The organism is Amycolatopsis sp. YIM 10 (assembly GCF_009429145.1).
Classification (GTDB): domain Bacteria; phylum Actinomycetota; class Actinomycetes; order Mycobacteriales; family Pseudonocardiaceae; genus Amycolatopsis.
In genome coordinates this window covers 6,440,405-6,465,429 of the sequence record NZ_CP045480.1, presented here as the reverse complement: position 1 = coordinate 6,465,429, position 25,025 = coordinate 6,440,405, and the positions used below count along the sequence as shown (strand labels likewise).

The 25,025-nt window shown below is 70.1% G+C and carries 22 protein-coding genes; 6 read left to right on the top strand and 16 right to left on the bottom strand.

Annotated features, from left to right (window positions below; genetic code table 11):
* The first annotated feature begins 15 nt into the window (after positions 1–15).
* Together YIM_RS30510 and YIM_RS30505 are read left to right on the top strand one after the other, a co-directional pair.
* Positions 16–1,380 carry a glycosyl hydrolase family 18 protein gene (locus tag YIM_RS30510; RefSeq protein WP_153033622.1) on the top strand — a complete coding sequence of 455 codons (1,365 nt, stop codon included), beginning with the start codon at positions 16–18 and terminating at the stop codon, positions 1,378–1,380.
* 176 nt (positions 1,381–1,556) lie between these two features.
* Complete coding sequence (locus tag YIM_RS30505) at positions 1,557–2,534, top strand: sorbosone dehydrogenase family protein (RefSeq protein WP_153033621.1); 978 nt, start codon at positions 1,557–1,559, stop codon at positions 2,532–2,534.
* Here YIM_RS30505 and YIM_RS49730 read toward each other — a convergent pair.
* The 3 genes from YIM_RS49730 to YIM_RS30495 form a co-directional block, all read right to left on the bottom strand.
* Complete coding sequence (locus YIM_RS49730) at positions 2,513–2,644, bottom strand: hypothetical protein (protein WP_255462716.1); 132 nt, start codon at positions 2,642–2,644, stop codon at positions 2,513–2,515. The genes YIM_RS30505 and YIM_RS49730 overlap by 22 nt on opposite strands.
* A 43-nt stretch (positions 2,645–2,687) precedes the next feature.
* Positions 2,688–3,446, bottom strand: a complete 759-nt coding sequence (locus YIM_RS30500; RefSeq protein WP_153033620.1) for a D-Ala-D-Ala carboxypeptidase family metallohydrolase — start codon at positions 3,444–3,446, stop codon at positions 2,688–2,690.
* A 150-nt stretch (positions 3,447–3,596) separates the two neighbouring features.
* Complete coding sequence (locus tag YIM_RS30495) at positions 3,597–6,245, bottom strand: BTAD domain-containing putative transcriptional regulator (RefSeq protein ID WP_153033619.1); 2,649 nt, start codon at positions 6,243–6,245, stop codon at positions 3,597–3,599.
* Between the two features lie 84 nt (positions 6,246–6,329).
* On the opposite strand from YIM_RS30495, the gene YIM_RS30490 reads away from it, so the two are divergent.
* The gene (locus YIM_RS30490) at positions 6,330–7,358 is read left to right on the top strand and encodes a methyltransferase (RefSeq protein WP_153033618.1); all 1,029 of its coding nucleotides are present in this window, start codon (positions 6,330–6,332) and stop codon (positions 7,356–7,358) included.
* Here the strand turns inward: YIM_RS30490 and hpaD are convergent.
* From hpaD to YIM_RS30460, 6 genes are all read right to left on the bottom strand, one after another.
* Positions 7,336–8,379, bottom strand: a complete 1,044-nt coding sequence (hpaD, locus tag YIM_RS30485) for a 3,4-dihydroxyphenylacetate 2,3-dioxygenase (protein ID WP_153033617.1) — start codon at positions 8,377–8,379, stop codon at positions 7,336–7,338. The genes YIM_RS30490 and hpaD overlap by 23 nt on opposite strands.
* Positions 8,376–9,887, bottom strand: a complete 1,512-nt coding sequence (hpaE, locus tag YIM_RS30480; protein WP_153033616.1) for a 5-carboxymethyl-2-hydroxymuconate semialdehyde dehydrogenase — start codon at positions 9,885–9,887, stop codon at positions 8,376–8,378. The genes hpaD and hpaE overlap by 4 nt, the downstream gene beginning before the upstream one ends.
* Before the next feature lie 2 nt (positions 9,888–9,889).
* Positions 9,890–10,819, bottom strand: coding sequence for a 4-hydroxy-tetrahydrodipicolinate synthase (dapA, locus tag YIM_RS30475; RefSeq protein ID WP_153033615.1), 930 nt, complete (start codon positions 10,817–10,819; stop codon positions 9,890–9,892).
* A gap of 25 nt (positions 10,820–10,844) precedes the next feature.
* Entirely contained in the window at positions 10,845–11,528 is a 684-nt protein-coding gene (locus YIM_RS30470; RefSeq protein ID WP_153033614.1) for a GntR family transcriptional regulator, read from the bottom strand.
* A complete protein-coding gene (locus YIM_RS30465; protein ID WP_153033613.1) occupies positions 11,510–12,934 on the bottom strand; it encodes a fumarylacetoacetate hydrolase family protein in 1,425 nt (474 codons plus the stop codon). The genes YIM_RS30470 and YIM_RS30465 overlap by 19 nt, the downstream gene beginning before the upstream one ends.
* Positions 12,935–13,013: 79 nt before the next feature.
* Entirely contained in the window at positions 13,014–14,444 is a 1,431-nt protein-coding gene (locus YIM_RS30460; RefSeq protein WP_153033612.1) for an aldehyde dehydrogenase, read from the bottom strand.
* A 148-nt stretch (positions 14,445–14,592) separates the two neighbouring features.
* On the opposite strand from YIM_RS30460, the gene YIM_RS30455 reads away from it, so the two are divergent.
* The gene (locus tag YIM_RS30455) at positions 14,593–16,035 is read left to right on the top strand and encodes a GMC family oxidoreductase (RefSeq protein ID WP_153033611.1); all 1,443 of its coding nucleotides are present in this window, start codon (positions 14,593–14,595) and stop codon (positions 16,033–16,035) included.
* 9 nt (positions 16,036–16,044) lie between these two features.
* Here YIM_RS30455 and YIM_RS30450 read toward each other — a convergent pair whose 3' ends face one another.
* The gene (locus tag YIM_RS30450) at positions 16,045–17,676 is read right to left on the bottom strand and encodes an amidohydrolase (RefSeq protein ID WP_153033610.1); all 1,632 of its coding nucleotides are present in this window, start codon (positions 17,674–17,676) and stop codon (positions 16,045–16,047) included.
* A 3-nt stretch (positions 17,677–17,679) separates the two neighbouring features.
* Complete coding sequence (locus YIM_RS30445; protein ID WP_153033609.1) at positions 17,680–18,468, bottom strand: molybdenum cofactor biosynthesis F family protein; 789 nt, start codon at positions 18,466–18,468, stop codon at positions 17,680–17,682.
* 155 nt (positions 18,469–18,623) lie between these two features.
* Between YIM_RS30445 and YIM_RS30440 the strand changes: the two genes are divergently transcribed.
* Both YIM_RS30440 and YIM_RS30435 read left to right on the top strand, forming a co-directional pair.
* Positions 18,624–19,343, top strand: coding sequence for an SDR family NAD(P)-dependent oxidoreductase (locus tag YIM_RS30440; RefSeq protein ID WP_153033608.1), 720 nt, complete (start codon positions 18,624–18,626; stop codon positions 19,341–19,343).
* A gap of 13 nt (positions 19,344–19,356) precedes the next feature.
* Positions 19,357–20,151 carry an SDR family NAD(P)-dependent oxidoreductase gene (locus YIM_RS30435; protein ID WP_153033607.1) on the top strand — a complete coding sequence of 265 codons (795 nt, stop codon included), beginning with the start codon at positions 19,357–19,359 and terminating at the stop codon, positions 20,149–20,151.
* Positions 20,152–20,202: 51 nt separating this feature from the next.
* On the opposite strand, the gene YIM_RS30430 is transcribed toward YIM_RS30435, so the two are convergent.
* From YIM_RS30430 to YIM_RS30410, 5 genes are read right to left on the bottom strand one after another with little or no spacing between them, the layout of a single operon-like run.
* Positions 20,203–20,898 (bottom strand): ABC transporter ATP-binding protein, encoded by a 696-nt coding sequence (locus YIM_RS30430; RefSeq protein ID WP_153033606.1) that lies wholly within the window; start codon positions 20,896–20,898, stop codon positions 20,203–20,205.
* A complete protein-coding gene (locus tag YIM_RS30425; protein WP_153033605.1) occupies positions 20,895–22,595 on the bottom strand; it encodes an ATP-binding cassette domain-containing protein in 1,701 nt (566 codons plus the stop codon). The genes YIM_RS30430 and YIM_RS30425 overlap by 4 nt, the downstream gene beginning before the upstream one ends.
* On the bottom strand, positions 22,582–23,442 hold the full coding sequence (locus tag YIM_RS30420; RefSeq protein ID WP_153033604.1) for a branched-chain amino acid ABC transporter permease: 861 nt from the start codon (positions 23,440–23,442) through the stop codon (positions 22,582–22,584). The genes YIM_RS30425 and YIM_RS30420 overlap by 14 nt, the downstream gene beginning before the upstream one ends.
* Before the next feature lie 10 nt (positions 23,443–23,452).
* Positions 23,453–24,625, bottom strand: a complete 1,173-nt coding sequence (locus YIM_RS30415) for an ABC transporter substrate-binding protein (RefSeq protein ID WP_153033603.1) — start codon at positions 24,623–24,625, stop codon at positions 23,453–23,455.
* On the bottom strand, positions 24,625–25,017 hold the full coding sequence (locus YIM_RS30410; protein WP_153033602.1) for a nuclear transport factor 2 family protein: 393 nt from the start codon (positions 25,015–25,017) through the stop codon (positions 24,625–24,627). The genes YIM_RS30415 and YIM_RS30410 overlap by 1 nt, the downstream gene beginning before the upstream one ends.
* Positions 25,018–25,025 lie beyond the last annotated feature (8 nt).

The window sequence follows — 25,025 nt, the reverse complement described above, 5'->3', positions numbered from 1 at the left end:
CGAAGGGAACTTTCCATGCCTTCACTCGCTCCCCGGCGACGGTGGGCCGCGGCGGGACTCGCCGTGGCGACCGTGGCGACCGGACTTTCGGTCGCCGTCGCGTCGGCCGAAAGTCCGGGCGTCGCCGCGCTTCCGGACGGTTTCCGCAGCGTCGGTTACATGCCGTCCTGGTCAGGGAACGTCAACAGCATCCAGTACGGCAAGCTGACCCACATCAACTACGCCTTCGTGCTGCCGAACTCCAACGGCAGCCTGCAGGCCGTGCCCGATCCCGGAAAGCTGTCGTCCCTGGTGACGCAGGGGCACAACAACGGGGTCAAGGTCTCGCTGGCCATCGGTGGCTGGAACGACGGCAACGATTCGGCGTTCGAGGCGCTGGCGGCCAACTCGGGCAGCCGGACCACGTTCGTCAACAGCGTGGTCAACGTGGTGAACCAGTACAACCTCGACGGTGTCGACATCGACTGGGAGTACCCGGACCCCGGTACCTCCGGCAACAACTTCACCGCGTTGATGCAGCAGCTGAGCACCGCGATGCACAGCCGGGGCAAGCTGCTGACCGCGGCGGTGGTTTCCGGTGGCAACACCGCCAACGGGGTGCAGCCCGCGGTGTTCGGGTACGTGGACTGGCTCAACATCATGGCCTACGACGGCGGCAGCCCGCACGCGAACTACGACTGGTCGATCGCCTCGGCGAACGAGTGGAAGAGCCGCGGGCTGCCCGCCGCGAAAACCGTGCTGGGCGTGCCTTTCTACAGTCGTCCCGGGTACCTGACCTACGCGCAGCTGGTGGCGATGGACCCGGCGAACGCCAACCGGGACTGCGTCAACGCCAACGGCGCGCAGCAGTGCTACAACGGCATTCCGACGATCAAGCGCAAGACGGAATGGGCCCTGGCGAACGCCGGCGGCATGATGAACTGGGAGCTGTCGCAGGACTCCGCCGGCAGCACGTCGCTGGTGAGCGCGATCTACGACGCCGCCTCCGGCGGATCGGGCGGCAAGACCGGCCAGATCACCGGCTACGGCGGCAAGTGCGTGGACGTGGCGGGCGCGGCCACCGCCAACGGCACGCCCATCCAGCTGTGGACCTGCAACGGCAGCGCCGCCCAGCAGTGGACCTCGACCGGCGGCACCCTGCGCGCGCTGGGCAAGTGCCTGGACGTGACCAGTGCCGGCACGGCGAACGGCACCCCGATCCAGCTGTGGGACTGCAACGGCACCGGGGCGCAGACCTGGACGGCCACCGGCGGCGCCCTGCGCAACCCGGCGTCCGGCCGGTGCCTGGACGCCACCGGCCCCAGCTCCGGTGACGGCACCCGCCTGCAGATCTGGGACTGCGCCGGTTCCGGCAACCAGCTCTGGCAAATCCCGGCGTAATCGGGTAGTTCGCGATACGAATGTGGCTTCCGGAGCGGTTTCCCGCGCCGGAAGCCATCTTCGTGTCCACACCCGAACGGCGTAGCCCGAATGGTGGTGTGCAATTAACCACCCGCCCTGGTTCGATTCACGGCACCGCCGCCGGATGTCATCGGTCACTGCAGAAGGAGCAGTCCATGTCCCTGCGCCGCCGTATCGCCGCGGTCACCTCCGTGGTCGCACTCGCCGGTCTGCTGTCCCCCGCCGCCATCGCCGGGGTCGAGCCGCTGGCGATCAAGCAGGTCGCCAGTGGTCTGAACCAGGCCTGGGCAGTCGACTTCCTGCCCGACGGCACGCCACTGTTCACCCAGCGCAACGCCAGGTCGATCAGCAAGCTCACCAACGGCGTCGTCGAGCAGGTCCAGACCATCAACGACGCCGTGGTCACCGCCGAGGGCGGGTTGCTCGGCCTGGCCGTCTCCCCGGACTACGCCACCGACCAGACCGTTTTCATCTACTACACCTCGAACTCCGACAACCGGATCGCCAAGCTGACCCTCGGTTCGGCGCCGACCCCGATCGTCACCGGGATTCCGCGTGGCAGCCAGTACCACCACGGCGGGCGCCTGCGGTTCGGCCCGGACGGTTATCTCTACGCGGGCACCGGAGACGGCCAGAACGCCGACAACGCGCAGAACGACAGCTCGCTCGGCGGCAAGGTGCTGCGCGTGGACACCAACGGCAACGCCGCGCCCGGGAATCCCGGGGGCCACAAGTGGATCTCGAAGGGGCACCGCAACGTCCAGGGCGTCACGTGGGCGGGCAGCGACCTCTACATCGCCGACATCGGCCCGAGCGACGTCGACGAGCTGAACAAGATCGAGCCCGGTGGGAACTACGGCTGGCCGACCTGTTCCGGCCCGTGCAGCAACCCGGCCTTCAAGAACCCGGTGAAAACCTGGCCCACCTCGACCGCGACGCCGAGCGGTCTGGCCTACTACAAGGGCAGCCTGTACCTGGCCTCGCTCAAGGGCGGGACGTTCAAGCTGACCACCTCGGGCGAGGGCGGCAAGATCTACACCGAACTGGGCCGCACCCGAGACGAGGTCGCCGGACCGGACGGACAGCTCTGGGTGGTCACCCCCAGCTCCATCTACACCGCCGACGGTTCCTGAGCCGCTGACGGCAACGCGCTGGTGCTCCACGCCGACCAGGCCCGCGCGACCACCGCGGGCACCGTCCACACCGAACTGCCCGGCAGCACGGCGACGGCGTACCGGCTCATCCCGATCCCGGGCTGAGCCGATACGCCGTCAACTACTTACGAATCACATCCCGCAGCTCGGTGCCGACCAGAACTGGCCGGACCGGTGCGCCACGTGGGTGTGGTCGTTGTGGCCGGGGTAACCCGGCCCGAGGATCTCGCTGAACCCGTGGTTGCGGGCCTGCTTGGCGAGCCCGCAGAAGCCCTGCGAGCCGGCCCCGAGATCCACGGCGTCACCGTAGAGGTGCCTGCTGTTCGTCGCGCCGCCGACCGCGTTGTTGCAGGCGACGCTGCGGAAACCGCCGTTGACCACGATGGGCTTGTCGCCCATGGCGTGCCGCATCGCCTGCAGCTTCCACATCGACACCAGCGCGTTGGCCTTCGCCGTGGCCGCCGAGACGTTGCCGCCCGACCAGTCCGAGTTGCAGTTGTTCAGCTCGTCGTAGCTGAAGTTGACCGGCGTGCAGTCGTTGTCCTGCAACTCGTAGAGCTTGGTGAACGTGGCCGGGCCGGCGATGCCGTCGGCACCGAGCCCGTACGCCTGCTGGAACCGGGTGACCGCGGCCTTGGTGCCCGCGCCGAACTGGCCGTCGATGGCCAGCACGCCTCCGTAGCCGGGATAACCGGCCACCCGGATCTGCAGTTGCCGGACGTCGTCACCGGAGGCGCCCTGTGACAGGGTGCGCCCCCAGCTGTAGCAGGCGTCGGCGGCGGCCACGTCCTCGGCCGTCACCGGGCCCGGATCGGCGGCCACCGGAGCGGCCACCGCGGTGCCGAGACCGGCCACGAGGGCCAGCATCGGCAGCAAAAAAGGGATTCTCATGGACAGAACACCTTTCATGGCAGGGAAGGTGAGGTCCGCAGCGTGTCGATGTGACACTGGTGGTGTCAATGAATCACCAGGCAAAGACCTGGTTCGGCCGAAAGTGACCGCCTGATCGGCCCACGACGAAAGGATCTTGACAAGCCACCCCTAGTGCCCCCGGGCGGCCAAACCCCTGGTCGCGCGCGCCTGTTCGACGAACTCGCCGATGGACGACGCGAGGTCGAGTGCCGCCGAGTGGTGCAGCGCGGCTTCGGCCGGGTCGTCGGTGGCTTCGCCCAGGTCGTTCAGCACGCGCGCCCTCAGCTGCCGGTTGCCGACGGCGTCGGCGGCCTCGAGCGCTTCGCGGAGGTGGGTGCGGGCCCGCTCGCGCTCGCCGAGCTTGAGGTGGACGGTCCCGAGCTGGTGCCGGGCGTCGGCGTGGACGAGGTGGTTGCCGCACGCGGCCGCCGCGGTCAGGGTGCGGTCGAGGTAGTCCAGCGCCTCGGTGTAGCGGCCGGTGTCCTCGCACAGCGCGGCGAAGTGGCAGAGGTTGACCGCCTCGGTGCCCCGGTCCGCGGTTTCCCCGTTGATGGCCAGCGAGCGCTCCAGCAGCTCCTCGGCACGCTCGTGCTCGCCGAGGCGGCGGTACGCGTCTCCGAGATTGCCCAGGATGGCGGCGGCGAAGGTGTGGTCGCCGGACTCGCGTTGGCACTCCAATGCTGCCTCGTAGCAGCGCGCCGCTTCGGTGAACTCGTTGGCGATCGCGTGCATCAGGCCGAGATTGTTCAGCACGCCGGTGCGTGCGACGTGGTCTTCGGTGTGCTCGTGCAGTGCCGACGCCTGTTCGAACGCGCGCATCGCCTCTTCTTGTTGCCACAGCCGGAAATGCGCGAGGCCGATCCGGTTCAGTGTGACGGCCCGCGCGCTGATGTCCTTGGCCGCGTCCAGTGCGAGCGTGTGCAGCTTCAGCGCGTCGTCGTTGTAGCCGCCGTTGTCCAGGTATCGCCAGAGCAGTGGTGAAAGCAGACCGACGTACTCGGTCCGATGTGGACTCGCGGCGAGCAGCAGGTTGGCGCGTTCGGTGTCGAGCCAGCGCAAAGCGTCGTGATAACCGGAAAACTCCGGGACGGCCGCGGCGGTCGGCTCGATTTCGGGACGCCGTCCGGACTCGTGCGGGGAAATCCGATCCATCGCGCGCGCGGCCGCGTACAGGTACCAGCCCAGCAACCGGGGGAGTGCTTCGGCCACCTCGTCCGGTGAAGCGAGTTCGACGGCGTAGGCGCGCAGGAGGTCGTGCAGCCGGTAACGGCCGTCGGCGGTCTCTTCCACCAGGTGCGCGCGCCGCAGTTCGTCCAGGCCCCGCCGGGCGTCGGCTCCCGCGAGCGCGGTGAGGGCCTGCCGATCGATGTCCAGGCCGGGATGCGCACCGCAGAGCCGGAACAGGCGTGCCGTCTCCGGCCGCAAGCGCTGGTACGACCAGGAGAACACGGTCCGCATGTCGCCACCCAGCGCGTCGGGATCGGCGTCCGGGTAGGCCTTGAGCGACTCGGCGGCGATGCGCAGGGCCAGCGGCAGCCGGGCGCACCGCTCGACCAGCCGGGTGGTGGTCTCGGCGTCGGCGGGCACCTGGGCCGCCCGCAGCAGTTCGGTGGCCTCTTCGCCGGTGAGCCTGCCGAGGGCGATCCGGTGCGCGCCCTCGCGGGCGACCAGTCCGGCGAGCGCGTCCCGGCTGGTGATCACCACTTGGCAGGACGGAGTGCCGGGCAGCAGTGGGCGCACCTGCTCCACTTCGGCGGCGTTGTCCAGGACCAGGAGCAATCGCTTCCGGTCCACCAGCGTCCGGAACCGCGCCGCGCGCTCTTCCGGGGCGGCGGGGATCCCGGCGCCCCGCACCCCGAGCGCCCGCAACAGGGTCGCGAGCGCTTCCGACGTGGGCATCGGCGCGTCAGGACCGTACCCGCGCAGGTCGACGTGCAGCGATCCGTCCGGGAAACGCGTGCGGACCTGGTGCGCCCAGTGCAGCGCCAAGCTGGTCTTGCCGACGCCCGCGGTGCCGGTCAGCACGATGAGCGGGCCTGCCGAGTCCATTTCGGACAGTTCGGCGCGGCGACCGGTGAATTCCCGCGGTGGGACCACCGGGGACAGGCGGCGTCCGAGCGCGCGCAACTCGGGCCCCGGTTCGAGACCGAGTTCGGCGATCATGGTGTCGCGGACTTCGCGGTACACGGCCAGCGCGGCTTCGGTGCGGCCGGTCTCGTGCAGGCAGGCCATGCGCAGTGCTTGCAGACTCTCGCGCAGCGGATGCGCGGCGGCCAGCGCGGTCACCTCGGGCAGTACGTCGGCGTGGTGTCCCAGCTCGGCTTCGGCGCGGTACAGCGCTTCGGTCGCCGTCAGTCGCCGATCGAGCAGGCGCCGGCGTTCGGCGACCAGGATCGGCGCGGTCAGCCCGGCGTAGGGCTCCGCGTGCCAGAGATCCAGCGCTGCCCGGAGCAACTCGGCGCGGCGGCCGGGATCGTGCGCGGCCGCTTCGTCGAGCAGTGATTCGAACTGCTCGACGTCGGACTCGCCGGGCAGCACGCGCAACCGGTACCCGTCGGCCTCGAAGGACAACCGGTCCGGCTCGGGGAGCACCTGCCGCAGCCGGAAGACGTGCAACTGGAGCTTCGAGGCGGTGCCCGGTCGTTCCGGCCAGAGTTCCTCGACGAGCAGGTCGGCCGGGACCAGCCGGTTGGCCCGCGCCAGCAGCACACCGAGCAGCGTGCGCCGCAACCGCCCGCGAAACGCCGGCGGGCCGAGCACCGCGTAAGCGTTCGCCACCCGCCTCACCCCCGGGCACAGTGTGCCGTTTTTCGCTATGGTTAGGCTAGGCTAAGTTGAAAATGACAATCTTGGGGGACAGCGATGACGGAAGCCCAGCCGCGCGAACTGATGCGCCTGGTGTTCGGCGGGATGGCGGCACAGGTGATCGGCACCCTCACCCGGCTCGAGATCGCCGACGCGATCGGGGACGGCGGCGCGACGTCGGCCGAACTCGGCGCCGCCCATGACATTCCGGCCCAGCAGATGCATCGGTTGCTCCGCGCCGCCGCCGGGCTGGGGTTGCTGGCCGAGCACGAGGGCGGGCGGTTCGACCTGACGCCGCAGGGCGCGCTGTTGCGCAAGGACGCGCCGGTTTCCCTGCACGCCTTCGCCCGGATGTTCACCGACCCGATCATGCTCGGTGCCTGGCCGAGGCTGGAGCAGAGCCTGCGCACCGGCAAAACCTCGTTCGAAGACGTGTACGGCGCGAGCTTCTTCGACCACCTGGCGAAGGTGCCCGAGATGTCGGCCTTGTTCAACGCGTCGATGAGCCAGGCGACCAGCGGGGTGGCGGCCACTCTGCCCGCCGCCTACGACTTCGGCAAGTTCACCACCCTGGCCGACATCGGCGGCGGCGACGGCACCCTGCTTTCCGCTGTGCTCAAAGCGAATCCGGACCTCCGTGGCCTGCTCTTCGACAGCGAGGCGGGCGCCGCGCAGGCGCCGGAAACCCTCGGCGAACTGACCCGGCGGTGCGAGATCCGCACCGGCGACTTCTTCGAATCGGTACCCGCCGGAGCGGATGCCTACCTGCTCAAGAGCATTCTCCACGACTGGAGCGACGAGCAGTGCGCGGTCATTCTCGGGCACTGCCGGAAGGTGCTGCCCGAGAACGGCCGCGTGCTCATCGTCGAGCCGGTGCTGCCGGAGCTGGTCCCGGCCGACGGGCCGGGCGGCGTCTACCTCAGCGACCTCAACATGCTGGTCAACGTCGGCGGCCGCGAGCGCACCCGCACCGACTTCGAGAACCTGTGCGAGAGCGCCGGTCTGCGCGTCACCGACGTGATCAGGCTGCCGCCGCAGACCGGGTTCAGCGTGATCGAAGCCGTCACACCTGCTGACCGAGCTTGAACCCCTCCCGCGAAGCCGTGTGGGAGAAACCGTCCGCGCCGATCGTCACGTCCGACTCACGGGCCTCGGCGCGGGCGGTCAGCGGCTGCGGGACGCCGTCGAGGTCCAGCACGGCCGACGCCTCGGCGTACCAGCTCGGCACCACCGGATTGCCCCACCAGTCGCGCCGCTGGTTGTCGTGCACGTCCCAGCTGATCACCGGGTTGTCCGGGTCGCCGGTGTAGTAGTCGTGCGTGTAGATCTCGATGCGGTGCCCGTCCGGATCCCGAAGGTACAGGTAGAACGCGTTCGAGACGCCGTGACGGCCGGGACCGCGCTCGATCATCTCCGGCTTGCGCAGCGCGCCGAGGTGGTCGCAGAGGTGCAGGATCTGGGCGCGCTCGTGGGTGGCGAAGGCGAGGTGGTGCAGGCGTGGCCCGTCGCCGCCGGTCAGCGCCACGTCGTGCACGGTCGGCTTCCGGAACAGCCAGGCCGCGTAGACCGTGCCCTCGTTGTCCTTGATGTCCTCGGACACCCGGAACCCGAGCCCTTCGTAGTACTCGCGCGCGGCGGGCACGTCCGGAGTGGCGACGTTGAAGTGGTCCAATCTGGACAGTGCGCCCGCACCGTGCACGTCGTAGCGCTGGGTGAACCGCTCGGTGTGCTCGGCGTGGTGGAAGAACTCCACCGGGAAGCCGAGCGGGTCCTGCACCCGCACCGCCTCGCCGATGCCGCGTGTCGCCCCGGCCGGGCGCCGCTCCACGCGCACGCCCAGCTCCCGGTAGTACGCCTCGGCGAGCGCGAGATCCGCTTCGGCGCGCACCCGGTAGGCGAGCACGGCCACCGCGGGCACCGGACCTTGGCGCAGGACCAGCGAATGGTGCAGGTACTCCTCGAAGGCACGCAGGTAGATCGCCTCGGTGTCCTCGTGGGTGACCAGCAGGCCGAGCACGTCCACGTAGAACGCGCGCGAGGCGGCCAGGTCGGTGACCACGAGCTCGGTGTAGGCGCAGCGGAGCACGTCCGGCGGGGTGGTGGTCATGACTGTCCCTTTCCGACGGTGCCGAAGCGGGCGGTGTGCACCTCGCCGAGCGAGACGTGGATCGCCTGCTGATCGGTGTAGAAGTCGATCGAGCGGTAACCGCCCTCGTGGCCGAGGCCGGAGGCCTTGACCCCGCCGAACGGGGTCCGCAGGTCGCGGACGTTGTGCGAGTTGAGCCAGACCATGCCGGCCTCCACCGACTGCGCAAACGTGTGCGCCCTGGTGAGGTCCGAGGTCCAGAGGTAGGCGGCCAGGCCGTACTTCACGTTGTTGGCCAGTGAAAGCGCCTCGGCGTCGGAGTCGAACGGGGTGAGCGCGACCACCGGTCCGAAGATCTCCTCCTGGAAGATCCGCGCGGTCGGCGGCACGTCGGCGAACACCGTGGGCGCCACGTAGTTCCCGGTGTCCAAAGCGGATGGACGACCACCGCCGGCCAGCAGCCTGCCCTCGGTTTTGCCCAGTTCGACGTAGCTCATCACCTTCTCGTAGTGCTCCGGGTGCACCAGCGCGCCGACCTCGGTGGCCGGGTCGTACGGGTCGCCGACGACGATGTTCCGCGCCCGTTCGGCGTACCGCTGGCAGAACTCGTCGTAGATCGCGCGCTCGACGAGGATCCGGCTGCCCGCCGTGCAGCGCTCACCGTTCAGCGAGAACACACCGAACAGGGTGGAGTCGATGGCCGCGTCCAGATCGGCGTCGGCGAACACCACCGCGGGTGACTTGCCACCCAGCTCCATCGACATGCCCTTGAGCGAGGCGGCGCAGTTGCGGTAGATCAGCTGCCCCGTGGTGGTCTCGCCGGTGAACGAGATCAGCGGCACGTCCGGGTGCTTGACCAGCGCGTCGCCCGCTTCCTCACCGAACCCGTTGACCAGGTTGAACACGCCGTCCGGCAGGCCGGCGTCGCGGAAGATCCCGGCCCACAGGCTGGCCGAGAGCGGGGTGAACTCGGCGGGCTTGAGCACCACCGTGCAGCCGGAAGCCAGCGCGGGCGCCAGTTTCCAGCTCTCCAGCATGAACGGCGTGTTCCACGGGGTGATCAGCCCGGCCACCCCGATCGGCTTGCGGTGCACGTAGTTCACCTGCCGCCCCGGCACGCGGTAGGTGTCGTCGGCCTGCGCCACGATGAGGTCGGCGAAGAAGCGGAAGTTCTCCGCCGCGCGCTGTGCCTGGCCCAGCGCCTGGGTGATCGGCAGGCCGGTGTCGAAGGTTTCCAACTCCGCCAGCCGCCGGTCCTGTGCCTCGACCGCGTCGGCGATCTTGTTCAGCACCCGGGCCCGCGCCCGCGGCAGCAGGCCCGGCCACGGGCCGTCGGTGAACGCCCGGCGCGCGGCGGCGACCGCCCGGTCGACGTCCTCGGCCTGACCGGCGGCCGCGGTCACGTAGGTCCGGTTCGACACCGGGTCGAGCACGTCGAAGGTCTTGCCGGAGACGCTGTCCACCAGTTCGCCGCCGATGTAGTGCTGGATCTTCGACGGCAGGTCGTCCGGAACGTGGTGCTTCGCCATGCCTACTCGCCCTCCACCGCGGTGAGATAGCTTTCGCCCTGCGCCAGCAGGTCCTTGATCCGGGCGATCCCGGGTTCGGTCGGGGTGATCAGCGGCGGGCGCACGTAACCGGAGCCGATCAGCCCGCGGTGTTCGAGCACCCACTTGCCCGGCGCCGGATTGGTCTCCACGAACAGCAGGTCGACCAGCGGGTGCAGGCCGTAGTGGATTTCCCTGGCGCGGTCGAAGTCGCCCGCCTGCCACGCCTCGTACATCTCCGCGCACGCGGCGGGCGCGAGATTGGCCGTGGCACTGACAGAACCGGCGCCGCCGAGGGCGAGCAGCGGCAGGCACAGCAGTTCGATCCCGGACCACACCAGCAGTTCCGGCCCGCACAGGTGCAGTACGCGGGAGAAGTGCTCGAAGTCCTTTGTGGTCTCCTTGACGCCGACGAAGTTGTCCACCTCGCGGAAGAGCCGTGCCACCGTCTCCGGTGCGATGTCCACCGACGTCCGGCTCGGCACGTTGTAGGCGACGATCGGCAGGTCCGGGAACTCGCGCGCGACCGTGCGGTACCAGGTGTAGAGCGCTTCCTGGGTGGGCCGCGCGTAGTACGGGGTGATGATCAGCGCGGCGTCGGCGCCCGCTTCGTGCGCGGCGGCGGTGAGTTCGAGGGTTTCGTCGAGCTTCGCCGAGCCGGTGCCGGGCACCACCGGCACCCGGTCGGCGACCGCACCGATCACCGTGCGGATGGCCTCGGCGCGCTCGGCCACGGTCTGCGCGCCGGGCTCCCCGGTGGAACCGCCGATCGAGATCCCGTGCGAGCCCGCCGCGAGCTGCCAGCGCACCAGGCTCGCCAGCCCTTCGTGGTCGAGGGCGCCGTCGGCGGTGAACGGGGTCATCAGCGGCGCGATGGAGCCCCTGATGGCCTGCGGATCCGAGCGGAATCGCATGGGTTTCCCTTTCTGCTGTGGCAGTTCAGTGGCGGCCCGCCTGGTACGCCATGAACGCGCCCAGGGTGGCCAGCCGGTGCTCGCGCACGGCCGTTTCGATCTCCGCCGCGGGCGCGCCGCGGTCGAGCAGCTCGAGGATCCTGTTGTGCTCGGCCACCGATTCGTGGGCACGGCCGGGCACGAAGCTGAAGGTCGAGGTGCGCAGCCCGCTGAGCCGGTTCCAGCCGCGGTTGACCAGTTCGAGCACCTGCGGATTGGGGCAGGTGCCGAACAGCACGGTGTGGAACTCGCGGTTCAGCGCGGTGAACCGGGACGGCTGGAAGTCCGCCAGGCAGGCGGTCAGCTCCTCGTTCAGTTCCTTCGCCCTGGCCAGCGCCTCGGTGGTCAGGGTCGGCGCGGCGAGTGCGGCGGCGTAGCCCTCGACCAGCGCGAGCGTTTGCATCGTGTGCTGGTACTCGCTCTCGTCGACCATCGCCACCTGCGCGCCGACGTTGCGTTCGAAGGTCACCAGGCCTTCGGCTTCGAGCAGCCGGATCGCCTCGCGGATGGGCACCGGGCTGACCCCGAGTTCCTGCGCGAGCTGGCCGAGCACCAGGCGGTAGCCGGGGGAGAAGGTGCCGTCGCTGATGCGTGCCTTGATCCAGTGGTAGGCGATCTGCGACTTGCTCATGGTCGTCGCGTTTGCCGAGTTCATCGCGTCGCCAGCCATGCGGCGTACCTCCCCTGCCACTCGTCGTTCATCGGGTACAGCCCGTCCACGCATTCCCCGGCGGCGACCTGTTCCGCGATGAAGGTTTCCTGCCGCTCCTGCTCGATCGCCGCGTCGGCGACCTCTTCGGCCAGTGGCGGCGGGATGACCAGGACGCCGTCGTCGTCGCCGACGATCACATCGCCGGGCTGCACCGACGCGCCGCCGCAGGCGATCGTGAGGTCGGTGTCCCACGGCACGTGGCGCCTGCCGAGCACCGCGGGATGCGCGCCGGAGTGGTAGGTCGGGATGTCGAGCGCGGCCACCGCGGCCACGTCCCGCACACCGCCGTCGGTGACGATGCCCGCCGCGCCGCGGACCTGGGCGCGCAGGGCGAGAATGTCGCCGACCGTGCCGGTTCCGGTCTCGCCACGTGCCTCCATCACCAGCACGTCACCCGGCCCGAGCGCGTCGAAGGCGCGTTTCTGCGCGTTGTACCCGCCACCGTGCGCGCGGAACAGATCCTCGCGGAAAGGTATGTAGCGCAACGTCTTCGCCCGCCCGACCAGCTTCGCGCCGGGCCGTGTCGAGGTGACGCCGTCGATGGACACGTCGTTGTAACCGCGCTTGCGCAACTGGGCCGACAGCGTAGCCGTGCCCACGCTGGTCAGTTTTGCCTTGAGTTCCTCGGTGAGCACAAAACCGGGCTCTCCGTACGCTTCCGCACGTTGCTTCGCGTCCACTCTGGGCCGGGCGCCGAACGATCCGAAGTGGACAGTGCCCTCGGTGATCGGGGTGACCAGCCTGCCGGTCGACAGGCCGGAACCATCGACTTCGACCTCCACCACATCGCCGGGCACGACCACCGAGGCACCCGCCGGCGTGCCGGTCAGGATGACGTCCCCGGGTTCGAGGGTGATCAGCTGCGACAGGTCCGCGACCAGCCTGCCGAAGTCGAACAGCAGGTCCGCGGTGGTGTCCTCCTGCGCCAGTTCACCGTTGACCCAGGTGCGCACGCGCAGTGCGGCCGGGTCGACGGCGTCGGCGGGCAGCACCGCGGGCCCGAGCGGGGTGAACCCGTCGCCGCCCTTCGACCGCAGGTTGGAGCCCCTGTCCGCGTACCGCAGGTCGTACAGGCCGAAGTCGTTGGCCGCGGTCACCCCGGACACGAACGACCAGCCGTTCTCCGGACTGACGTGGCGCGCGACTTCCCCGATGACCAGCGCGATTTCGCCCTCGAAAGCCAGCAGTTCGGTCCCGGCGGGCCGGGGGAGCGGTGCCCCGCCGGCAGCCACCGAGGTCGGCGGCTTGAGGAAGTACGACGGCTGGGCCGGGCCGCGGCCGCGCTGCGCTGCCCGCGACGGGTAGTTCAGGTGCAGCGCGATGATCTTGCCCGGCCGGGAAATGCCGGGATCGGTGCTGGTCATAGGCGTGGTCCTGACTGAACAAAGAACATATCTCAGAAGGTATACGATCCGCGGCGCACTGCTCAGCGGTGCGGACCGCTCAGTAGTGCAGCCAGACGGATTTGGTCTCGGTGTAGGCGTCGATCGCCCACGGCCCCATCTCCCGGCCCCAGCCCGACGCCTTGTACCCGCCCCACGGCGCGGCCATGTCCGGGATCGACGGCATGTTCACAAAAACCGCGCCCGCGCGCAGGCCGTTGGCGAACCGCTGCGCGGTGCCGATGTCGCGGGTCCACACCGTGGCGGCCAGCCCGTACTCGGTGTCGTTGGCCCGCGCGAGCAGCTCGTCGCCTTCGTCGTACGGGGTGACCGCGAGGACCGGGCCGAAGATCTCCTCGCGCATGATCGTCATCTCGTCGGTGGTCCCGGCGAACAGCGTGGGGGCGTAGAAGTAGCCGTCGCCGTCGACCACGCGCCCGCCGGTGACCAGCTCGGCACCCTGCTCGCGGCCGGTCGAGACGAGGGAGTCCACGTGATCGCGGTGCTTCGCCGAGACCAGCGGGCCCACCTGCGTCGACTCGTCGAGGCCCGGCCCGATCTTCAGGCCGTCGAGCCCGGCCGCCAGCTTGTCGACGAACTCCTGCTCGCGCTTGCGGTCGACGAAGAAGCGCGTGTACGCGGCACAGACCTGCCCGCTGTTCAGCGTGGCGCCCGCGAGGTTCCCGGCCACGGCGGCGTCGATGTCGGCGTCCGCGGCGATGATGCTGGGGGCCTTTCCACCGAGTTCCAGGGTGAGCCGCTTGAGGTTGGACCGCGCGCTGGCCGCGGTGATCAGCTTCCCGACCGCGGTCGAGCCGGTGTAGGACAGGTGGTCGACGCCGTGGTGGCCGCTGAGCAGCGCACCCACCTCGCCGCCCCCGGTGACCAGGTTGACCACGCCCGGCGGGAACCCGGCCCCGGCCACCAGCTCCACCAGCCGGATGCTGGTCAGCGGGGTGACCTCGCTCGGCTTGATCACCACGGTGTTGCCGGTGGCCAGCGCGGGCGCGAGCTTCCAGACCAGGATCATCAGCGGGAAGTTCCACGGCGTGATCAGCGCGTTCACCCCGACCGGCTCGCGGCGGGTGTAGTGCAGCGTGTCCGGGAAGGACACCGGGTTGGTGGTGCCCTGGATCTTGGTCACCCAGCCGGCGAAGTAACGCAGGTGCTCGGCCGCGCCGGTCACGCTGACCTGCCGGGAGACGCCGATCGGCTGGCCCTGGTCGCGGGTCTCCAGCTCGGCCAGCTCCTCGTGGTGCCGTTCGACCAGTTCCGCGAGGCGGAACAGCAGGGCGGCCCGCTGAACCGGGAGCAGCCCGGCCCACGCCGGGTCGGACAGCGCGCGCCGGGCGGCATCGACCGCGGCGTCCACGTCGGCCGCCGAAGCGGTGCCGACCTCTTCGATCACGGTGCCGGTGGCCGGATCCCGCGTCGGCAGGGACCCGCCGCCGGCGGCGGTCCACTGTCCGTCGATGAACAGGCGTGTGGCCATCGTCAGCTCCTCCTCGGCCGGTGTGCGCCCCGAGTATCGGGCGCCGGGCTGGCCCCGGTCTTGTTCGCCAGGGCACGCCGGTTGTCGGCCAGCGAACCGAATCCGCTGGGCCGTCCGTTATGGGCGCGTCGCTGGTGAGACTGGGGCAATGGACGTGATCGTGGTGGGTGCGGGTTCGGCCGGTTCGGTGGTGGCCAGGAGGCTGGCCGACGCGGGTGCGGCGGTGCGGCTGCTCGAAGCGGGCGGGCCGGACGGCAATCCGGCCATCCACGACCCCTCGCGGGCCGGGGAACTGTGGCACAGTCCCGAGGACTGGGACCACTACACCGTGCCGCAGCCGCACGCGGCGAACCGGCGGCTGCACCTGCCGCGCGGCAAGGTGCTCGGCGGTTCCCACGCGCTGAACGCGATGATCTGGGTGCGCGGCGCGCCCGCCGACTACGACGGCTGGGCGGTGCCCGGCTGGCGGTGGCACGACGTGCGCCCGGTGTTCGAGCGGATCGAAGGGGACCTGCTCGACGTGGTGCCGAACGAGCCGCTGCACCCGATCCAGCAGTCCATTGTGGAAGCCGCGGTGCAGATCGGCCTGGAGTTCAACCCCGACTACAACGGCGAGCGGCTGGACGGGGTGTCGGTGCAGCGGATCACCTTGCGCGACGGCCGACGGCTGAACACCTGGATCGCCTACGCCAAGCCGATCGCCGGGCAACTGACCGTCCACACGGGAGCATTGGTGCACCGGCTGCTGTTCGACGGCACCCGGGTGACCGGCGTGCTCGCGGAGATCGACGGCCGGCTGGAGCGGGTGTTCGCCGATGAGGTGGTGCTCGCGGCCGGTGCGCTGGCCTCGCCCGCGATCCTGCTGCGCAGCGGCGTCGGCCCGGCGGACGAGCTGACCGCGCTCGGCATCGACGTGGTCGCGGACCTGCCGGGCGTGGGCCGTAACCTGCACGACCATCTGCTGTCTCCGGTCATCTTCGCCACTGACCGGCGTGAGGTGGAGCCGCCCGCACCCGGCCGGTCGGTCACCCAGACACACCTGTTCTGGCGCAGCCGTCCCGGTATGGCGGTGCCCGACACGCAGCCGATCCACTTCAGCGTGCCGATGTACGAGTCGTGGATGACCGGTCCGGAGACCGGGTTCTCGCTGATGGCGGGCATGGTCTCGCCACGCAGCCGGGGCAGCCTGAAGCTGTCCGGGCCGGATCCCGGTGACGAGTTGCTGATCGATCTCGCCGCGCTCGCCGATCCCGCCGACTTCGAGAGCCTGGTCGCCTCGGTGGAGCAGTGCCGCGAGATCGGCCGCGCGCCCGCGCTGGCGGACGAGTGGGGTGCCCGCGAGCTGTATCCGGAGCCGGGCGCCGACGTGCGCGAGTACGTGCGGCGGACCGCGATCACGTACCACCACCAGGTCGGCACCTGCCGGATGGGCACCGGCGAAACCGCCGTGGTCGACCCGGAACTGCGGGTGCACGGCCTGGAGGGCCTGCGGATCGCCGACGCCTCGGTGCTGCCGACGGTGACCACCGGCAACACCAACGCGCCCGCGGTGCTCGTCGGTGAGCAGGCTGCGAGGTTCATGCTCGGCTGATGACAACGTTCAGTCGCGCTGGAACACCCGGCGCCCGGCGAACCAGGTCTCGACCGCCTTCGTGCGGGCGATCCGGTCCGGTTCGGTCCGGAAGGGATCGCGGTCGAGCACCAGGAAGTCGGCCGACTTCCCCGGCGTCAGCGAGCCGGTGACCTCGTCCAGTCCCATCGCGCGGGCACCGGCCAAGGTGAAGCATTCGATCGCTTCGGTCAGCGAGATCGCCTGCTCCGGCCACAACGCGCCGGGATGGATTCCCGTCGGATCCCGGCGGGTGACCAGGCCCTGGATGCCCTCCCAGGCGTTCGGCGACTCGCTCACCGGCCAGTCGGAGCCACCCGCCACCAGCGCGCCGCTGTCCAGGAGGTCGCGGTTGGGCTGCATGCGCGCGGCCCGCTCGGGCGGCAGCACTTCGGCGACGGCGGCCGGAATGACCCCGGGCACCCAGAGGAACGGCGAGATGTCGGCCGCGACGCCCAGCGCGGCGAACCGCGGCACGTCGTCCGGATGCACGAACTGGCCGTGCGCCACCTGGAATCGGGCCTCGGTGAAGCCCGCGGCCCGCACCTTCTCGACGGCGTCCAGCGTCACGCGGACGGAAGCGTCGCCGGTGCAGTGGACCTTGGCCGACAACCCGGCTTCGGCCGCCGTACGCAGCCAGCCGGCCAGTTCTCCGGCGGGCATTGTGGTGGCGCCGAGATGGCACGCGCCGTGCGCGTCGTCGGGCAGGTACGGCTCCAGGAAGGCCGCGGTGCGCGTCGGTGGCACGCCGTCGAGGAAGATCTTCACGAAGTCGGGCCGGTGGTGTTCGGTGCGATATTCTTCGGCCACTTCCAGCAGCGGCGCGCCGATCGGGTCGAAGCCGAAGATCGGGTCGTTGATCAGCAGTGACGACACCACCCACGCGTGCAGCTCGCCCGCGTTGTCGAGGGACTTCAACGCGCGCAGGATGTCGGCGGAGACCCCGGCGTCCTGGAACGCGGTGACGCCGTACGAGTGCAGGGTGCCGATGCCGTGCCGGGACGCGGCCGCGTGCTGCTCGTCGGTGAGCGTCCGGGTGGCGCGCAGCGCGTGCTCGACCGGCACACCGGCGGCTTCGAGCAGGAGCCCGGTCGGCGCGCCGTCGCTGTCCCTGACGATCTCGCCGCCGGCTGGATCCGTTGTCGCGCCGGTGATCCCGGCCAGTTCGAGCGCCCGCGTGCTGACCCAGCGGTTGTGCCTGCTGTCGTCGGCGAGCGAGACCGGACGGCCGCCCGCCGCCTCGTCGAGCGCCAGTCGTGCCGAGGTTCGCGAGAGTGTTCCGATCAAAGTGGACGCCCAGGCGCCGCCGACCACCCACTCGTCGGGCCCCAGGGTTTCGGCTCGCGCGCGGACCGCGGCGAGGATGTTCTCGAAGCCCGCGTCCGCGCCGAAGCCGAGTTCGAACAGGGCAGCGCGCCCGGCCAGTGCGTGGTGGTTGTGCACGTCGACCAGGCCGGGCAGGACGAACGCGCCGTCGAGGTCGAGCACCTCGGTCTTCGGTCCGCGGTCGAGGTCCTCCAGCGAGAGGACCCGGCCGTCCTTGACCGCCAGCGCGGACGCCCACGGCCGTGCCGGGTCCACTGTGTACACCGTGGCGTTGGTGATGATCAGGTCGGCGGCCACGGTTCAGCGCGCCGGGTCGAAGGTTTCCGGGTGCACGGTGGTGCTGAGCAGCCTGCCGTGCGCGCCGAAGGTGAAGTGGGTCGGCGTCTTCCCGGTCGAGTCCAGTCCGAACAGGACACCGTGTGAGCGCAGGTTCCTGGCGTCGCGGTGGTCGGCAACGGTCACCGAAGCACACGGGATCACCTTCTCGCGCCAGGTGAACACGTAGATGCCCGGCCGCAGTTCGTACACCGAGTTCTCGTCGGTGTCGGCGAGTCCCTTCTCCGGACCGGCCAGGCACTGCCAGGTGTACCAGTGCGGGCTGAGGTACACGTGCTCGTAGGCGTGGGCCGTGCTGTACACCCACAGCACCCGGCGGCCGACCAGCGAGGTGCTCGGCGCGAGCGGTTCCCCGCGGGCTTCGAGCCCGGCGATGGTGGCGGGCAGGAAGGTCTGGGTGACCCGCGGCGAGGTGTCACCGATCCGGCTGAGCACCAGCAGCGCGCGGCCCTGGCGCAGGTCGAGCAGCAGGGTGAAGGCTTCTTCCTGGTGGGCGCGCGGGTGGAACTGCACGTAGTACAGCTCGTCGTCGACGAGGAAGGTCTCGCACCGGTCGGTGCCGGAACCGTGGTAGCGCCACTCGATCCGGGTGCCGGTGAACGACGCGCCGAAGGTGGTGCCGTCGGCGCAGGTCAGCTCGTACGAGCGGTCGTGGAGGTCGCCGACGGTCGGTGCCTTGTTCGCGTCGAACCCGGGCGCGAGGCCGTCGAGCGGCAGCCAGGTGGAGGTGTCGGACAGAGTCAGCTCAGGCATGGATCGGTCCTCGGTCGTCGTGGCAGCGGGTGGCGTCGAGTTTCGGCTCCGATGCGGCCTTGGCGGAACGCTCTCCCGGGCGTCGTGCGGTCGCGGACAAGAAGGGTGCACTGACGGCCAACCGTCCGGCGTGGTCGGCCGCCCAGGATGACGTCATGCGACTGGATCTCGCGGGCAAGGTCGTGCTGGTGACGGGCGCGGCCTCCGGCATCGGACTGGCCTGCGTGCGGGCGCTCCTGGCGGAAGGGGCGCTGGTCGGCGCGGTGGATCGATCCCCGGTGCCGGAGTTGGGCGGCGATTGCCTGGCTGCGCGCGCGGACGTGACTGATGAGGCGTCCGTGGCCGCCGCGGTGGAAGCGGTGACCGGGCGGTTCGGCGGGCTCGACGTGGCCGTCGGCTGCGCCGGGATCTCCGGTCCGGTCGGCACCCAGCTCGCCGCGACTTCGGCCGAGGCGTTCGGCGCGGTGCTCGCGGTCAACGTCACCGGGCAGTTCCTGCTGGTCAAGCACGCGGCCCCGTGGCTGACCGCGGCCGGTGGCGCGGTGGTGCTCCTGGCCAGCGACTCCGCCTTCACCAGTGCACCGGGTATGGCGCCCTATTGTGCGTCGAAGGGTGCGGTGGTCGCGTTGACCAGAGCCCTTTCGGTCGACCTGCCCGGGGTGCGGGTCAACTGCGTGTGCCCGTCCGTTGTGGACACTCCGATGGCACGCACCGATCTCGGCACGGCGCTCGACTCGCCGGCGTTCCCGGTGCAGGCGCCCGAAGACGTCGCGTCGCAAGTGTTGTTCCTGGCTTCCGCGCGGTCGCGGACGATCAACGGCCAGGCCGTGCTCGCCGATTTCGGCGTGTCCGCGCGGTCCGGTTTTCCCGCCTAGAAAGGACTTTCAGTTGGACGGCAAGGTAGTCGCGATCACGGGTGGCGGTACCGGCATCGGCGCGGCGGTGGCCCGGCGGTATTCGTCCGAGGGCGCGCGGGTGGTGGTGCTCGGCAGGCGCCGCGCGCCGTTGGAGGCGGTGGCCGCGGAGACCGGAGCGCACGTGATCGCCTGCGACGCCAGCGACCGGTCCGATGCGGAGAGCGCGGCCGCGGAGATCATCGGCCGGTTCGGCAGGCTGGACGTGGTGGTGGCGAACGCGGGCGGGCACGGGTTGTCGTCGGTGACCGACACCGGTGACGAGGAATGGGAGCTGGCGCTGCGGTCCAATTTGTCCAGTGCGTTTGTGTTCTGCCGGGCCACGTTGCCATTGTTGGTGGAAAGTGGTGGCCAGGTGGTGATCGTCTCGTCGCTGGCGGGATTGTTCGCCGGGCCGAACGTGGCGGGGTACACCGTGGCCAAGCACGCTCTGATCGGCCTGACCCGGACGATCGCCAGGGACTACGGTCCGCGCGGGGTGCGGGCGAACGCGGTCTGCCCTGGTTGGGTGCGCACGCCGATGGCGGACGGTGAGATGGACCAGTTCGCTGCCGCGGCGGGGTTCGAGGGTGGTCATGCGGAGGGATATCGGCGGGTCACGGAGGAAGTGCCGTTGCGCCGAGCCGCGGAGCCGGAGGAAATCGCTTCCATTGTGCGGTTTCTGGGGTCGTCCGAGTCTTCGTATGTAACCGGTGCGGTGGTGGTGGCGGACGGGGGAGCGCATGTGGTGGATCTGCCTACGTTGGCGTTCGAGCGGGCTGGGATGTAGGTGTGGACCGAGGCGTGGAAGGTCCGGGCTGGTTGTGCTTTTGGGTGCGTGTTACGAGCCGCCGAGGTAGGCGGTGTGCAGGGTGTCGGGGGAGTCGAGCAGGGTGGCGGCGTCGCCGGAGTAGGTGACTCGGCCGGAGGAGACGACCAGTGCGTCGCGTGCGACGCCGAGGGCCAGGTGGGTGAACTGCTCCACCAACAGGATTGCGGCGCCTTCCGCGGCGAAGCGGGTGACCATGGGGAGCAGGCGGGTGAACACGACCGGGGCCAGGCCCAGTGACATTTCGTCGATCAGCAGGAAGGACGGGCGGGCGGCGAACGCGCGGGCCAGGACGACCATCTGCTGTTCGCCGCCGCTGAGCAGGGCGGCGGGGGAGTCGCGGCGTTTGGCGAGTTCCGGGAAGACGCCGAACAGTTCGTCCGCGCGGGGGCGGGTGCGTGCGGTGAGCATCAGGTTCTCCAGCACGGTGAGTCCGCCGAACACCGCGCGGCCCTGCTCGATGTGGGCCAGGCCGCGTCTGGCGCGGGCTACCCTGGACTGCTTGGTGACGTCGTCGGCTCCGATGTGGACGGTGCCGGAAGTTGCTGGCACCACGCCGGAGATGGCCTCGAGCAGGCTTGTTTTCCCGGCACCGTTCGGGCCGACGAGGGCGGTGATGTGCCCCGGCTCCAGGGTGAAGCCCACCTCGGAGATCACCGGGCCCGCGCCCCGCGTGACCGTCAGGTTCGTTACCCGCAAAGCGTTCACAGCAGCTCCGTTTCACCCATGTACGCCTTGAGCACCGCCGGATCGGCCAGTACCTCGGCCTGCGGTCCGGCCGCCAGCACCCGGCCGAAGTCGAGCACGGTGATCGTGTCGCACACCGAGCGCACCAGCTCGAGATCGTGCTCGATGAGCAGGACCGACACACCGAACCGCGCCGGCACCTGCCGCAGGCGTTCCCCGAAGGCCACGTGCTCGGAGTGCGGCAAACCGGCCGCCGGTTCGTCGAGCAGCAGCACCCGCGGCCTGGCCAGCAGGTGCCCGACCACTTCGACCAGCCTGCGGGCCCCGGCGTCCACTTGGGACAGTGGCGTGCGTGCGGGAGGGCAGCCGAAGAAGTCCAGTGCGTCGGCGATCTCGGCGGAGCTGAGCCGCCGCCTGGCCACGAACCGCAAGTACGACTCCACGCGTAAGCCCGGTGGCACGCGGTCCTGCTGGAACGTGCGGCGCAGCCCGGCCCGTGCTCGCTTCGACGGTGAGCCGGTCAAGGGTCTGCCGTCCAGTTCGACGCTGCCCTCGGCGTTTGTCAGGAAGCCGCTGATCGCGTCGACCAGGGTGGACTTTCCCGCGCCGTTCGGGCCGATCACGCCCAGTACGCCGTGTTCCGGGACTTCGATGTCCACTGAGGACAGGGCGGTGACCTCGCCGAAACGGACGCTCAGCTCCCGCACCACCAGTATCGGCGGGCCTGGCGAGACCGGTTCGGGGGTGGTCAGGTTGTCGGTCAGGTCGAGTTTGGTGGGGGTACCGGAGCGTCGGTACCACAGTCGGCGCACCGCGGTGCCGAGGTTTCCGCCGCTGGTCAGCGCCTGGATGCCGAGCAGGCCGAACACCACGAAACCCCAGTCCTGCGGGATTCCCCAGCGTTTGAGCAGTTCCGGCACGCCGACCCAGAGCACGGCACCGAACACCGCCATGTCGATCAGGTGCGCACCGGACATGATCGCCAGCACGTACAGCGCGAGCGACTGGATCGCGGTGAAGCTGGCCGGGAACGCCAGCCCGACCTGACCGGTGAGCAGGCCGCCGCTGATACCGCCGAGCGTGGCGCTCACCGCGAACGCCGTCAGCTTCGAGGTGCGCACGCTCGCCCCGGCCGCCGCCGTCCCGCGTTCGGAGAAGGCCACCGCCTGCCAGCCGCTGCCCCAGCGTCCGCGCCGCAGGAAGTGCACCGCCAGGCAGCAGAGCACCAGGACCACCACGGCAAGCAAAAAGTACGACCGGTCGTCCGCAAAGGCGTCGGGGCGATCGACCGAGAGGCCCGAAGCGACGCCGGGGAACTGGAGCTGCACCAGGGTGAGGTCGGCCGCGGCGGCAAGGCCGAGGGTGACCGCGGCGAGGTTGATCCCGCGCAACCGCAACGCCGGGAGCCCGACCAGCACCCCGACCAACCCGGCGGCGAGCCCGCCGAGCAGCAGCCACACCAGGAACCCGCCGGGTGCTCCGGCCGCGTTCAACGCCGAGACCACCCAGGCGCCGACCGCGCCGAAGGTCAGCTGGCACAACGAGATCATGCCCGCGCTGCCGGTGACCACCCCGAGCCCGAGCAACGAGATCCCCGCGACGATCGCGCTCATGCCCAGGTAGACGAAGTAGCCGTCGAGCCCGACGCTCAGCGCGTACCCGACCGCGACGGCCACCGCGGCCACCGCGAACGGCAGCGCGCGTTCAACGAGCCGCATCCCACACCTCCTTGCGCTGCGACCACAGCAGCAGCGCCACGATCACGGCGAACGGCAGGAAGTACCGCGCCACCGACAATCCGTCGACCTGCGCGGCGGCGCCCTGTACCAGACCGAGCACCAGGCCACCGGCCACCGCCAGGTCGAGCCGCCGGAACCCGCCCAGCAGCGCCGCCGCGGCCGCGGGCACCACCAGCATCGCCAGCGAGGTCGCGTCGTTGGACTGAGACGGCGCCACGATCGACACCACCAGCGTGCTCACCACGCCGGTGGCCGCCCACACCGCGACGCTGAGCCGTTTCGCCGGAATGCCCAGCAGTTCGGCGGTGGTCGGGCGTTCGGACAGCGCCCGCAGCTCGACCCCGGCGGAGGTCCGGCTCAGCACCAGCCTGCTGGCCACCGCGACCAGCGCGGCCAGCAGCACGGTGACCACGGTGACCTGGCTGATCACCACGCCGCCGACGGTCAGCGCCGGTCCGTCCAGGATCGGGTGGAACGGCTGCGGCTTGTTGCCGAACAGGATGAACGACAACGAGATCAGCAGGAGCAGCACCGCCACGGTGACCGCCGACCGGGTGCCGGTGTCCGCCTCGGCGAGCCAGGTGGAGATGATCCAGCCGAGCAGTGCGCTGAGCAGCCCGCCCAGCACGATGCCCGCCACCGTGGCCGGCCACGTCGGAAGTCCGAACTGGACGGACAGGAACACGGCCACGTAACAGCCGAACATGCCGGTCGCGGACTGGGCGAAGTTGACCACCCGCACCAGCCGCGACATCAACGTCAGGCAGACCGCGAGCACCGCGTACAGCCCGCCCGCGGCCAGGCCGGCGAGTGCGCCCTGCAGCATCGTGAGCCTCCTAGTTTCGCGCGGGGATGCGCAGCCAGTCGTCGGCTGCCAGTTCCCAGCGGTTGGTGCCGGAGCTGAGCTTGATCGGCCAGCCCGCGGTGTTGCCGTGGTGGGTTTCGCCCGGTCCGAACACGTATGGCGTGCCGACCATCGGATCGCTGATCGGCCGCATCTCGCGCAGCGCCTTGGTCACCGACTCGCGGGTGACGTCGCCGCTGATGCCGCGGACCACGTCGAGGAAGTACTTCGCCGCCAGGTAACCGCCCTGGCTGAACGAGGTCAGCGGGATCCCGTTCTTGGTCATCAGTTCGCGCCAGTCCTTGTTCTGCGGGCTTCCGGCGTCGGTGAACGGGTAGAACTCGGCGGGCACGTACACCCCGGCACCGGCGTTGGAGATGGCCTTGGCGTAGTTCTCGCTGTAGACGCTGGTCAGCAACAGCCAGGTGACGTCGGTCCAGCCCTGCGCCTGCGCGGCCTTGAGCTGCCCGATCGAATCCGGCTCGACCGGGTTCACCGTGATCGCCTTGCAGCCCGCGTTGCGCGCCTTGACGATGTAGGAGGTGTAGTCGGAACCGCCGTAGGGCACGGTGGCGTCGAGGTACTTGAGCTTCTTGCCGGTGATCGCCGACCATTCGTCGATCGCCGCCTGGTAGGACGGCAGCGTGTTGCCCGCGATCTCCAGCAGCGCGCAGATGTCGGTCAGCCCCAGTTCCTCGGAGCCGTAGAGCAGGCTCAGCGTCATGTCGTGGTACGGTCCCACGTTGACCGGCGCGATGTTGGGACTGGAGAAGCACGCCGGATCCACGCCGATGCCGGACATGGACAGGATCTTCTGCTGCTCGTAGTACTCGGCGTTGATCTCGCACTCGATCAGGCTGGAGGAACCGACCAGCGCCACCGCCTCGTCACCGCCGACGATCTCGCGTGCGGCCGCCGCGGCCGCCGCCGGATCACCCTTGTCGTCGAGCGCCTTGTATTCGATCTGCCTGCCGTTCACCCCGCCACTGGCGTTGGCCGCGTCGAACACCGCCTTCGCCGCCTGCGAGGCCTCGGGAAAGGTGGCCGCACCACTGAGCGCGTTGACCGAACCGACCACGATCGGCCCGCCGGAACCACTTTCCGCGCCCGCGCAGCCCGTGGCGGTCAGCAGGACCACGGCCGCCACCGCACCCAGGCGCCGCATCACCGCTCCCCGGCCGCGCGGACCACCGGGGCGGAGTCGACGATCTGCTCGAAGCTCGTGAGCTTGCCGCCGTCGAACTTCCACACGTGCGCGACGCGGGCGGTGAACGAGCGCCCGGTCACCCGGTGCTTTCCTTGGTACGAACCGAGTCCGACCACCGCGTCACCCGCGTCGAGCAGTTCGGTGAGGGTGAAGGCGTAGTCGTCCCAGTCCCGCGCGATCGCGTCGAAGACGTTCTCCCGGACTTCCTCAGGGCCGACATACGTTCCGGCGTAGGGGAAACCGGCGGCCTCGGTCCAGGTGGTCTCCGGGCCGAGCGGGGCCAGCATGCCGGCCAGGTCGCCTTGGTCGCTGGCGTCGTAGTGCGCCGCGATGATGTCTACATTGGACATTCAAGCTC

What these genes read in the sequence shown, in the direction of transcription:
- YIM_RS30510 (WP_153033622.1), top strand. Translation starts at nt 16, where the DNA reads ATGCCTTCACTCGCTCCCCGGCGACGGTGGGCCGCGGCGGGACTCGCC.
- YIM_RS30505 (WP_153033621.1), top strand. Translation starts at nt 1,557, where the DNA reads ATGTCCCTGCGCCGCCGTATCGCCGCGGTCACCTCCGTGGTCGCACTC.
- YIM_RS49730 (WP_255462716.1), bottom strand. Translation starts at nt 2,644, where the DNA reads ATGAGCCGGTACGCCGTCGCCGTGCTGCCGGGCAGTTCGGTGTGGACG.
- YIM_RS30500 (WP_153033620.1), bottom strand. Translation starts at nt 3,446, where the DNA reads ATGAGAATCCCTTTTTTGCTGCCGATGCTGGCCCTCGTGGCCGGTCTC.
- YIM_RS30490 (WP_153033618.1), top strand. Translation starts at nt 6,330, where the DNA reads ATGACGGAAGCCCAGCCGCGCGAACTGATGCGCCTGGTGTTCGGCGGG.
- hpaD (WP_153033617.1), bottom strand. Translation starts at nt 8,379, where the DNA reads ATGACCACCACCCCGCCGGACGTGCTCCGCTGCGCCTACACCGAGCTC.
- hpaE (WP_153033616.1), bottom strand. Translation starts at nt 9,887, where the DNA reads ATGGCGAAGCACCACGTTCCGGACGACCTGCCGTCGAAGATCCAGCAC.
- dapA (WP_153033615.1), bottom strand. Translation starts at nt 10,819, where the DNA reads ATGCGATTCCGCTCGGATCCGCAGGCCATCAGGGGCTCCATCGCGCCG.
- YIM_RS30470 (WP_153033614.1), bottom strand. Translation starts at nt 11,528, where the DNA reads ATGGCTGGCGACGCGATGAACTCGGCAAACGCGACGACCATGAGCAAG.
- YIM_RS30465 (WP_153033613.1), bottom strand. Translation starts at nt 12,934, where the DNA reads ATGACCAGCACCGATCCCGGCATTTCCCGGCCGGGCAAGATCATCGCG.
- YIM_RS30460 (WP_153033612.1), bottom strand. Translation starts at nt 14,444, where the DNA reads ATGGCCACACGCCTGTTCATCGACGGACAGTGGACCGCCGCCGGCGGC.
- YIM_RS30455 (WP_153033611.1), top strand. Translation starts at nt 14,593, where the DNA reads ATGGACGTGATCGTGGTGGGTGCGGGTTCGGCCGGTTCGGTGGTGGCC.
- YIM_RS30445 (WP_153033609.1), bottom strand. Translation starts at nt 18,468, where the DNA reads ATGCCTGAGCTGACTCTGTCCGACACCTCCACCTGGCTGCCGCTCGAC.
- YIM_RS30440 (WP_153033608.1), top strand. Translation starts at nt 18,624, where the DNA reads ATGCGACTGGATCTCGCGGGCAAGGTCGTGCTGGTGACGGGCGCGGCC.
- YIM_RS30425 (WP_153033605.1), bottom strand. Translation starts at nt 22,595, where the DNA reads ATGCGGCTCGTTGAACGCGCGCTGCCGTTCGCGGTGGCCGCGGTGGCC.
- YIM_RS30420 (WP_153033604.1), bottom strand. Translation starts at nt 23,442, where the DNA reads ATGCTGCAGGGCGCACTCGCCGGCCTGGCCGCGGGCGGGCTGTACGCG.
- YIM_RS30415 (WP_153033603.1), bottom strand. Translation starts at nt 24,625, where the DNA reads ATGCGGCGCCTGGGTGCGGTGGCGGCCGTGGTCCTGCTGACCGCCACG.
- YIM_RS30410 (WP_153033602.1), bottom strand. Translation starts at nt 25,017, where the DNA reads ATGTCCAATGTAGACATCATCGCGGCGCACTACGACGCCAGCGACCAA.